Consider the following 10,242-nt stretch of genomic DNA (forward strand, 5'->3'; position numbering starts at 1 on the left):
TCCCGCAGCTTCGCCAGGCCGGCCAGCTCCACGTAGTCCGCCCCGTGGCCGTCGCGTGCGACGGCCTCGACGTGTGCCACCACCTCGGGTGCGGCCGGATACCGCGGGGCGGCCTGGGCCAGGTCCAGCATCGTGAACCGCTCGACGCGATGGTCGAGTTGAGCGTACGCGGCCACGATCGGAGAGTCGGGTGCCCGGTGGACGAGGTGGTTCAGTCGCAAGATGCGCTCCATTCTCTGGTTGGTACGGAGGCCTCCCGGGGCGCGGCCGGGGCCCCGCCCCCCCTCCGAGGGGCCGGCCTCCCGGCCCGCACCTGGCCGGGCGGGCCGGGTTCAGGCGCTGCCGAGCTGATCGGCCAGAACGGCCCAGCTGCGGGAGTATCCGCGGGCCAGTCGGGCCAAGGCGTGCACGCAGTGCGGTGGCAGGCCGGCCGCGATGGCCTCCCCGTCCCGGAGGAAGGCGGCGCTGACGTCGAGCAGTCGCAGCACCGAACGTCCGGTGTCGTTGAGGCGCAGGGACGGATCGCGCCGCAGGGTGTCCAGGATCTCCCCGACGTGCGCCGTACGCTCCGCTTCAGCTGGACCGCGGCGGGTCATCGGCTGTCGGGCCGGGGTCTTCCTCAGCGTCGGGCTCTCCCCCCGCGCCAGCCGCGCCCGCACATCGGAGACGGTGGTCGGCGAGATGCCTGACTGCTTCGCTATCTGCCGCAGTGAGCTGTCCGGATGACGGGTCAGCAGGTCCGCCGCCAGAATGCGCCCCCGGTCGGGATCGACCGGGCGGCTTCGCCCGTCCCGCCCCAAGCGGGCGGCGTCCGGGGCCGGCTCGCCGTACAGCTCGCGCCGGACCTCCGCGACCGTCCCCGGTGCCACTGCGGCCAGTGCCGCCACGGACCGGTCCGCCCACTCCTGGTGCCCGGCGAGGATGGCTCGTACCGCCGTGAGGCGTTCGTCCATCGAGAGCGGGCGGCCGTGCCGGACGTTGAGCGCGACCGCCAGCAGGCGGCCCTGCTCCTCAGTCCCTTCGAAGAAGCGGACCCCGACGTGCGTGTCCCCTCTCAGCCGCGCGGCTCGCACGCGGTGCACTCCGTCGACCACCGACATCGAGGCACGGTGCACGAGAACCGAAGCGAACGGCCCGTCAAGGGCAGCCAGTTCACGCGTGTAGTCAGGACATACGACGGTGCTCCGGGGTGATCCGACGACATGCAGGTCCCGCAGCGGGACGCTCTCGACCGGCGCTCGGCCCAGTGCGTCCCGCAGCTCCAGCAGGCGCTCCGCCCCGTCTTCGACGGCCTTCTGTTCCATGGCCGGGAGCAGCGAGTCCATGCGGACCACTACTGCCAGCCGGAGTCGTGGGACTGGCCGACTGCGGGCACCGGGACCTGCCAGCCCGAGTCGCCGGCCGGCCCCGTGGCCGCCGCCTCCAGAACGACTCCCGGCACGGTCGGTCCGGCCGTACCGGCGTCCGACATCTGCACCGAAGACAAGCCCAGCAGTCCCAGCGCCGCAACCGCTCCCAGCGCGTGGTTGACGAATCGCATGACCTCTCCCCAAGACGAGTACCGATTAGCAGCTCCGGCCGGTGAAAGAAATTCTGGCCAGCGTGACTCGGGAGTGAGAAGAGGGTGCTGAGGGGGCAAGGCGGCCATGTCCTCTGTAGGTCACGGCAGGAGTCTCAATCGTCCTCGGGCCGCAGCTCGTCCACCACCAGCAGCGGCACCTCGGCCCGTACCAACTCCCAGCCACGTAACGAAGGTTCATCCGCGACCAGCCGCAGCCAGAGCGTTCGCGCGGACTCCTCCGCCCGAAGTACACCGGAGTCCCGCAGGTAGAGGCCGACGACCGGGTGCGGAAGGGCCGAGGAGTGCACCACCGCGTGCACGACGCCCGGCAGGTCCGCCAAGGCTGCCAAGGCCGCGACACTCTCGGCAGACAGGGCCGTCTCAGCGCCGCGCGGCCTCAGGTACATATGGACGAGATGAACGGTCATTTCTCACATTCAGGGGAGTTATACCGAATATGGGCGCATGCCACCTGAAACTTCTCTGATAACATGCCCCGACCACAAGTCGGGTTCGCCAAGTACTGGAGGTTGACGGGATGCTCAGCCGCCTCGGGATAAGCCCAGTTGCGGAATCGGTTTACCGAGTAATGCTTGCCCATCCCGGCGAAGACACCGCCTCCTGGGCTCGTCGGCTTGCCATGCATGAGACCGAACTCCGCGCAGCGCTAGGCGAGTTGAGTGAATACGCGCTCACCCGACCCTGCACAGAGGACCAGAACCAGGTCCGTCCAGTCAATCCGCTGCTTGGCTTCGAAGCTCTGATCGCACGCCAAGAGGCCCAACTCGCCGCGCACCGGCAGCAACTCGAGGAGAACCGCGCGACCATCGCCGAGGCGCTGGCCCAGTACGGCCTCGAGTACGGCTCGGCGAGCTCCGCCGAGATCCAGCATCTGGAAGGCATCGAGGCCATACGTGAGCAGCTCGAACTCCTCAACAGCACGGTCACCGAGGAATTTCTGACGCTGGCGCCCGGCGGAGCCCAGACCACCACCAACATGGCCTCCTCCCGGCCGCTCAACCAGCGGTTGCTCGAACGCGGTGTCCGGATGCGGACCGTCTACCTCGACAGCATCAGGCGCGATGCGCCCACCATGGCGCACGCCGAGTGGCTGCAGAGCCTCGGCGCCCGGGTCCGGACCGCTCCGACTCTGCCGAACCGCGTGATCATCGTCGACCGCAGGACCGCGCTGGTCGCGACCCACAGCAACAACACCTCGGCGAGCGCCGCGCTGATCCGCCACGACGGCGTGGTCACCCTGGTCTGTGCGCTGTTCGAGAACATCTGGGAGTCTGCTGAGCCGATCAGTGCCCCCGCGGCGCCGGACCAGGCCGGCCTGACCAGGCAGCGCGTCGAAGTGCTGCGTCTGATGGCCCAGGGCAACACGGACGAGTCGATCGCGAACCACCTCGGGATCTCCACCCGCACCGTCCGCCGGATCGCCTCCGGTCTGCTGGAGCACCTGGACGCCCGCAGTCGGTTCCAGGCCGGGGTGCACGCGGTCCAGCGCGGTTACCTGCCTGGCTCGTCCCACTGACCCGCGGGGGCGTGTCCGGTAAGTCCTCGCGGTCCCGCGACGCCCGGCACGCCCTAACCGATCGCGTCGGTGATCACCGTGAGCACCTGCGGCTCGGCCGGCCCGGTGATGAAATGCCCGCCCGGGACCCGGGTGAGTCCGAAGGAGCCCACCGTCTCCTCCTGCCAGCCGGTCATCCGTTCCGGCGGCGCGGAGAAGTCCTCGACTCCGGCGAAGGCGTGAATCGGCATGGTCAGCGGCAGCCGGTGCTCCGGCCGGTAATCGCTGAGCACGGTGAGATCGGCCCGCAGGACCGGAAGCAGCGCGGCCATGAGGTCAGGTTGGGACAGTACTTCCTCGGGGGTGCCGCCCATGGCGCGAAGATACCCCTCCAAACCGTCCTCCCTGCCCTCCCACTCCAAGACGCCGTCGTCGGTGTTCGGGGCGGCGTTGGCGGCCAGGAAGAGCCGGCGGGGCTGCGGCATCGCCCGCTCGCGCAGCGTGTGGGACAGCGCCCAGGCCACCCGCGCTCCCATGCTGATGCCGTAACAGGCGAACGGCCGGTCCAGCAGTGGCGTGATGACCTCGACCAGGTCATCGAGCAGAGGTTCGATCCGCTCGTACGGCCGCTCCTTGAACCGGTCTGTACGTCCGGGCAGTTGTACGGCGACCACCTCGATGCCCGACGGCAGCAGCTTCGGCCACTGCCTGTACATCGCAGCGTTGCCCCCGGCGTGGTGGAAGCACAGCAGCTGGATGTCCGCCGTGCCACTGTGCCGGCCGAAACGCTTCAGCCAGCGTCGTTCTTCGTTCATGAGCTGCCTGTTCATGATCTGTCTCCGGGACCCCCGTCGCTGAGGTATCGCACGGTCAGCCGCTGACCACCATGTCGCGGCGCGCGCTGCGGGGGCGGAGGTCGGTCCAGTTGGCCTCCACGTAGTCGAGGCTCTCCTGACGGCCGGCCGGGCCGTGGACGGACCTCCAGCCGTCGGGGACGTCCAGGTCGGACGGCCACAGCGAGTGCTGGTCCTCGTCGTTGACGAGTACGAAGAAGATGCCGTCTGGGTCATCGAACGGGTTCACTGGCAGCGGCTCCCTACTTGGACGGGCCTGCGGTCCGATGCGGTCGGCAGGCGGCGGCGCGGCCAGGACCGTCGGCCGCGCCGCCACGTTACCGACGGCCTCCCCCGCCGCCCCGTCCCGTGAATCGAGGACGCCCGCCGCCGGCGGTCCGCGCCTAGGGTTCCGCGAGGGTGGCTGCCTGCCTCGCCTCGCGCCGGAAAGCGGCCCGGCGGTGGGGCCCCGCGACCAGTGCCGCCCAGCTACCGCAACGGGATAGGCATTCTTATGGACATCGCCATTGCCAAGCTTGAAGCGTGGATGCGCGACTACTACCACAAGGTCGACCACGACATCGGCAGCAGCGGGGTCCGGGATCTGACCATGGCCGAGCTGCGCTCCATCTGCGGGTTCGAACTGTCGGACCTGGACACCATGATCTTCCACGACAGCGAGAGCTACGGCGGCGCCGGCCTCCGCACCGCCCTGGCCGATCGTTGGACCGGCGGGGACGTCGACCGGATGATGGTCACCCACGGCTCCAGCGAGGCGATCTACCTGGTCATGCAGCTTCTGCTGGAGCCGAATGACGAAGTGATCGTGGTCGACCCGGCATACCAGCAGCTGCACGACATCGCCGCCTCGCGCGGTTGCCGGATCACCCGCTGGCAGCTCGACGCGGCCGACGGCTTCTCCGTCGATCTGGACCAGCTGAGGAAACTCGCCCGCTCACGGCCGCGGGCGATCGTGGTCAACTTCCCGCACAACCCCACCGGCGCCTCGATCACCGTCGAGCAGCAGCAGGAGCTGGTCGCCATCGCCGAGGAGGCGGGCGCCTGGCTGGTGTGGGACCACGCCTTCGGTGAACTGACCTACGCGACAGAGCCGTTGCCGCTCCCACTGCAGTACGAGCGTGCCATCGTCTGGGGCACCTTCTCCAAGAGCTACGGCCTCGCGGGCCTGCGGGTGGGGTGGTGCGTGGCACCGCCCGAACTGCTGGCCCGGATGGCGCTGCTGCGCGACTACATCGCGCTCTACGTCTCTCCCGTCCTGGAGTTCTTCGCCGAGCACGCCGTCCGCAACGCGGACCGGATCGTGGCCGTGCAGAAGGAGCACGCCCGGCGCAACCTGGACCTGCTCGGTGAATGGGCGGCCGGGCTACCGGAGTTGGTCCGGCTGACCCCGCCGGTCGGGGGGGTGTCCGCCTTCGTGGAGTTCCCCGGGCAGCCGGACGTGGTCCGGTCCTGCCGCCGGCTCGCCGAGCAGCACCGGGTGCTGCTGGTGCCCGGCGACTGCTTCGGCGACGCGTACCGCAACCACGCCCGACTGGGCTTCGGCGCCACGACCAAGGAACTGACAACGGGGCTCTCGCTCCTGGAACGAGTGCTGCGTGAAGACGCAGGGATGACGGTGAACTCATGACTGACCTGCAGAGCCGCATAGCGGCCCTGTCCCCGGAAAAGCGAGCCCTCCTCGAACGGCGGCTTGCCGAACGCGCCGCCGGGGCCGGCGGCACCGAGCGGGAGCGGATCGCTCCGCGCGACCGCTCGGAACCCACTCCGCTGGCCTTCCAGCAGGAACGCGAGTGGGCCATTGGGCAGTTCCGCCCGGCCAACAACATCCCCGGCGCCTTCCGCGTCGAGGGTGTCCTCGACCTGGAGCTGCTCGGCCGGGTCCTCACCGAGGTCACCGAGCGGCACGAGGTGCTGCGCTCCACGGTGAAGCTGGAGGAGGGCGGGCAGCGGGTGCAGGTGGTGCACCCGGTCACCCCGGTGCCCACGCCGGTCACCGACCTGACCGGTCTCGGCCTCGAGGAACAGGCCGCAGAGATCCTGCGGCGGTGGAAGGCCGAGGTGGTCAAGCCCTTCGACCCGGCCCACCCGCTGCGGCTGCGGGCCTCGCTGCTGCGGACGGGCGAAGACAACCACGTGGTGCTGATCACCACCGACCACGCCGCAGCCGACCTGGTCTCCGTGGCGATCCTGGTCCGCGAGTTCGCCGCTCTCTACATCGGCCACCAGCAAGGGACCTCCGCCGTCCTGCCCCCTCTGGACATCCAGTACGGAGACTACGCCGCCTGGCAGCGCGGCTCCGGCGAGACCGGCGTGGCCGAGGAGGTGGAGCACTGGCGCCGCACGCTCGAGGGCATCCCCGGGGCCCTGACCTTGCCCAGCAACCGGCCCTTCCCCGCACGGCCCACCTTCTCGGGGGCGGCCCACTTCGTGGACCTGCCCCCCGACTTCTCCGAGGAGCTGCGGCAGTACACGGAGCGGGAGAAGGTCTCGCTCGGCGTGGTCCTGCTGGCCGCCACCTCCGTTCTGCTGCACCGGTACCTCGGCCAGGACGACATGGTCATCGGCGAGATCGTGTCCGGCCGCAACCGGACGGAGACGGAGGAGCTGATCGGCTGCTTCGTCACCGCGCTGCCGCTGCGGATGCAGGTGACCGGCGAGATGCTGCTGAGCGACGTGGTCCGGCAGGCCCGCAGCACCGTGCTCACCGCGTACGACCACCAGAACCTGCCGATGGAGCGCTTGATCGGCGAGCTGGGCCTGGGCCACGAGGCCTCGCAGACCTCATTGAGCCACATGTGGATCGACGTCCGCACACCGGAACGGACGCTGGAGGTGCCAGGCCTGCGGATCAGCGCCGAACCGATCGAGGTCAACGTCGCGGCGGCGCCGCTCACCCTGGACGCCAACCCGAGCGGCGAGACGCTGCAGCTGCAGTGGATCTACATGACGGAGATGTTCGACACCGACACGGTCGTGCTCTTCGCCGAGCAGTTCGACCGGATCCTGCGCCAGTTGGTCCGGGCTCCGGACAGCGCCGTCGCTGAGATCCGGCTGGCCACCGGGGCCGCCGTTCCCGCCGCCCGTGCGGAGACCGTCATCGCTGGGCAGCCGGGCTTCGTCGAACTGTTCCAGCGCCGCGTCGCCCTCACGCCGCACGCCCCCGCCGTCATCACGGACGGCGTGGAGACCAGCTACGCGGAGCTGAACCTTGCGGCCAACCGGCTGGCCCACCACCTGCGCTCGCTGGGCGTCGGCCCGGAGACCCGTGTCGGCATCCTCGTGAACCGTTCGCCCCGGCTCGCTTCGGCGATCCTCGGCGTACTCAAGGCCGGTGCCGCCTACGTTCCGCTCGACCCGGGCTACCCCGCGGAGCGGACCGCCTTCATGCTCGCCGACTCCGGCACCCAGGTCCTGGTCACCGAACAGGAGACGGCCGCCGCGATCGGCGCGGCCGGCACCGGACAGCGGTACCGCACCGTGCTGCTCGACGGCGAGGAGCTGTCCGGCGGGGCCGCCGTCCAGGACCTCCCCGACCTGCCCGCCCCCGACTCGGCGGCGTACGTCATCTACACCTCCGGTTCGACCGGGCGCCCCAAGGGCGCGGTCGTCGAGCACCGGTCACTGGCGGTCTTCGCGCGGGACGTGGTCGACCGGCTGGGCCTCGGCGCGGGTGACCGCTTCCTGCAGTTCGCCTCGCCGGGCTTCGACGTCCTGGTCGAGGAGCTGTTCCCGACCTGGTTGGCGGGCGGCGCGGTGGTCATCCCGGCCGGCCACATCATCAGCGGCCAGGTCGACCTGGTCGACCTGATCGCGCGCGAGCGGCTGACGGTGATGGAGTTGCCGACGGCGTACTGGCACGAGTGGGTGCGCGAGCTCGACCGCACCGGTCGTGAGCTGCCGGACTGCATGCGCCTGGTGATCATCGGCGGCGAGAGGGTACTTCCGGACCGTCTGGCCATGTGGCACCGGCTGGCCGTGCCGCTGCTGCACGTCTACGGCCTGACCGAGACCACCGTCAGTTCCACCTTCTTCCGCATCGACCCGCGCGATCCGGTCCGCGACTGGCCGAACCTTCCGATCGGGACCCCGCTGCCCTCCGCGGACCTGCGGATCCTCGACCGGCGGCTGCGGCCCGTCCCGATCGGCGCCACCGGTGAGCTGTACATCGGCGGCGGCAGCGTGGCCCGCGGATACCTGGGCCGGCCCGGACTGACCGCACAGCGGTTCGTCGCCGATCCGGCCGGGGCCGGCCTGCGGCTCTACCGCACCGGCGACCTGGTCAGGCAGCGGCCGGACGGGAACCTGGAGTTCATCTCCCGGGTCGACACCCAGATCAAGATCCGCGGTTTCCGGGTGGAGCCCACCGAAATCGGGTCGGTGCTGGACCGGCACCCGCAGATCGCCGAGTCGGTCGTGACGCTGTACGAGCCGGCCCCGGGCGACCGGCGGCTGGTGGCCTACCTGGTGCCCGACGGCGCCGGCCGGCCCACCGTCGAGGAACTGCGCCAGTACCTGGAACGGGAGCTGCCGCCCTACATGGTGCCGTCCGCCTTCGTCGAGCTGGACAGGCTGCCGCTGTCCCCCAACGGCAAGGTCGACCACAAACGGCTGCCGTCCCCGGAGGGGCTGCGCCCCTCCACCAGCGAGGAGTACGTCGCGCCACGGACTCCGATGGAGCTCCGGCTGGCGGAGATCCTCCAGCCCGTCCTGGGCCTGGGCCGGATCGGCATCCATGACAACTTCTTCGAGGTCGGCGGCGACTCCATCCTGGCCATCCAGGTGGTGGCCCGGGCCCAGGAGGAAGGGCTCCACCTCTCTCCGTACGACCTGTTCACCAACCCGACCGTCGCTGCCCTCGCCGAGGTGGCCACCGCGGGACCCGCGATGGACGCCGTCCAGAGCGACGTCACCGGACCGGTGCCGCTCGCCCCCGGGCAGCGCCGGTTCGCCACCGCCGGGGCGGCGGAGCCGCGGCACTGGAACCACTCCGCCGTGCTCGAGCTGGCGACACCGGCCGACGCCGGCCAGGTGCGGGATGCGGTGGAGGCGCTGCTCGGCCACCACGACGGGCTGCGCCAGCGCTTCCTGCTGGCCGGCGCCCGGAGCAGGGTGCGGATCGCCGCGCGCGGCGACCTGACCCCGTTCGAGGAGCATGACTTGTCGGACGTGACCGACGCCGACCGGGACGCCCGGCTCGCGGAGGTACACGCCGGACTGCAGACCGGCCTCGATTTGGCGGTCGGTCCGCTGCTGCGCACCGCGCTGGTCCGCCATGGCGGGCATCGGCCGGACCAGCTGGTCCTGGTGGTGCACCGGCTGGTCGCGGATCCCGCCTCGGTGCGGATCCTGCTCGCGGACCTGCGCAGCGCCCTGAGGCAGCTCGCGGCGGGCGAGCAGCTCCGTCTCCGGCCCAAGACGACATCCTGGCAGTCGTATCAGCGCCGGCTCGCCAAGTACGCGGCGACCGACGAGGTGCAGTCGCAGCGCGCGTACTGGGCGGGTCTCACCGCGCCGGGCGCCCTGCCCGTCGACCGGGAGGCCGGCCCCGCCGCCGGCCCGGCAGAGGAGCAGAGCCTGACCGTGGCCCTGGAGGCCCCGGTGACCGCCGAGCTGCTGCGCACTGTCCCGGCGGCGTTGCACTGCGGCACCGAGGACCTGCTGCTGGCCTCGCTCGCCCGCACTCTGGGCAGCTGGAGCGGCGCGCGGGAACAGTTGGTGCACCTGGAGCGGCACGACCGGGCACCGCTCTTCGAGGACGTCGATCTGGGACGGACCGTCGGGTCGCTGACCCGCGTCCACCCGCTCGCGCTGGCCTGCGAACCGGACGCCTCGCCGGTCGCCGGGGTGCAGGCGGTCAAGGAGACCCTGCGGTCCGTCCCGGCCGAGGGCACCGGCTGGGAGCTGCTGCGGCAGGACAAGGACCCGCTGCCGCCGGCCCCGGCGGACCTGCTGTTCGGCTACCTGGGCGAGGAGGCGGGCCCGTCAGCCGGTGTGGCCGGCTGCGACGCGGACCGCGCGGCCCCGCGACCGTACCCGCTCGAGGTCCGTGCCGTGGTCCGCGACGGCCGCCTCGACGTGAGCTGGTCGTACAGCGAGGCCCGCCACGACCGGAAGACCGTGGAGGGCCTCGCCGAGCGCATGCTCGATGAGCTCCGCCGCCTGGCCGATCCGGACCTGCGGCGCGAGGACTCGGTGCACACCCCGTCGGACTTCCCGCTGGCGCGGGTGGACCAGGGACAGCTGAACGAACTCTTCAGCCGGCTCTGAGCGGATCGCCCCCAGTGGCCGGCCCGGTCCGGGCCAGATCGGAA

Annotated in this window: 8 protein-coding genes and 1 pseudogene; 3 read left to right on the top strand and 6 right to left on the bottom strand. The window is 71.0% G+C overall.

Features of this window, described 5'->3' with window-relative positions; translation table 11 throughout:
- The 4 genes and pseudogenes from ACN6LM_RS36630 to ACN6LM_RS36645 all read right to left on the bottom strand — a co-directional run.
- Positions 1-221, bottom strand: a pseudogene (locus ACN6LM_RS36630) (aminotransferase); the annotation flags it as partial.
- A 111-nt stretch (positions 222-332) separates the two neighbouring features.
- Entirely contained in the window at positions 333-1,325 is a 993-nt protein-coding gene (locus ACN6LM_RS36635) for a hypothetical protein (RefSeq protein WP_445069745.1), read from the bottom strand.
- Between the two features lie 8 nt (positions 1,326-1,333).
- Complete coding sequence (locus tag ACN6LM_RS36640) at positions 1,334-1,540, bottom strand: hypothetical protein (RefSeq protein ID WP_445069746.1); 207 nt, start codon at positions 1,538-1,540, stop codon at positions 1,334-1,336.
- Positions 1,541-1,674: 134 nt separating this feature from the next.
- Positions 1,675-1,911 (bottom strand): hypothetical protein, encoded by a 237-nt coding sequence (locus ACN6LM_RS36645; RefSeq protein WP_445069747.1) that lies wholly within the window; start codon positions 1,909-1,911, stop codon positions 1,675-1,677.
- Positions 1,912-2,201: 290 nt separating this feature from the next.
- Here ACN6LM_RS36645 and ACN6LM_RS36650 point away from each other — a divergent pair, with 290 nt between their 5' ends.
- On the top strand, positions 2,202-3,098 hold the full coding sequence (locus ACN6LM_RS36650; protein ID WP_445069748.1) for a helix-turn-helix transcriptional regulator: 897 nt from the start codon (positions 2,202-2,204) through the stop codon (positions 3,096-3,098).
- 53 nt (positions 3,099-3,151) lie between these two features.
- Here the strand turns inward: ACN6LM_RS36650 and ACN6LM_RS36655 are convergent, their stop codons facing one another.
- Both ACN6LM_RS36655 and ACN6LM_RS36660 read right to left on the bottom strand, forming a co-directional pair.
- The gene (locus ACN6LM_RS36655) at positions 3,152-3,907 is read right to left on the bottom strand and encodes a thioesterase II family protein (protein WP_445069749.1); all 756 of its coding nucleotides are present in this window, start codon (positions 3,905-3,907) and stop codon (positions 3,152-3,154) included.
- Positions 3,908-3,947: 40 nt separating this feature from the next.
- The gene (locus ACN6LM_RS36660) at positions 3,948-4,166 is read right to left on the bottom strand and encodes an MbtH family protein (protein ID WP_445069752.1); all 219 of its coding nucleotides are present in this window, start codon (positions 4,164-4,166) and stop codon (positions 3,948-3,950) included.
- A 258-nt stretch (positions 4,167-4,424) separates the two neighbouring features.
- Between ACN6LM_RS36660 and vioD the strand changes: the two genes are divergently transcribed.
- Positions 4,425-5,558: a capreomycidine synthase gene (gene vioD, locus ACN6LM_RS36665; protein ID WP_445069750.1), complete on the top strand. Its 1,134-nt coding sequence runs from the start codon at positions 4,425-4,427 to the stop codon at positions 5,556-5,558.
- Positions 5,555-10,198: an amino acid adenylation domain-containing protein gene (locus ACN6LM_RS36670; protein WP_445069751.1), complete on the top strand. Its 4,644-nt coding sequence runs from the start codon at positions 5,555-5,557 to the stop codon at positions 10,196-10,198. The genes vioD and ACN6LM_RS36670 overlap by 4 nt, the downstream gene beginning before the upstream one ends.
- The last annotated feature ends 44 nt before the right edge of the window (positions 10,199-10,242 follow it).

It is taken from the genome of Streptomyces sp. SAS_281 (genome assembly GCF_052542855.1).

Coding starts and splice junctions, on each gene's coding strand:
- ACN6LM_RS36670 (WP_445069751.1), top strand. CDS start 5,555: ATGACTGACCTGCAGAGCCGCATAGCGGCCCTGTCCCCGGAAAAGCGA.
- ACN6LM_RS36650 (WP_445069748.1), top strand. CDS start 2,202: ATGCATGAGACCGAACTCCGCGCAGCGCTAGGCGAGTTGAGTGAATAC.
- ACN6LM_RS36635 (WP_445069745.1), bottom strand. CDS start 1,325: ATGGACTCGCTGCTCCCGGCCATGGAACAGAAGGCCGTCGAAGACGGG.
- ACN6LM_RS36655 (WP_445069749.1), bottom strand. CDS start 3,907: ATGAACAGGCAGCTCATGAACGAAGAACGACGCTGGCTGAAGCGTTTC.
- ACN6LM_RS36640 (WP_445069746.1), bottom strand. CDS start 1,540: ATGCGATTCGTCAACCACGCGCTGGGAGCGGTTGCGGCGCTGGGACTG.
- vioD (WP_445069750.1), top strand. CDS start 4,425: ATGGACATCGCCATTGCCAAGCTTGAAGCGTGGATGCGCGACTACTAC.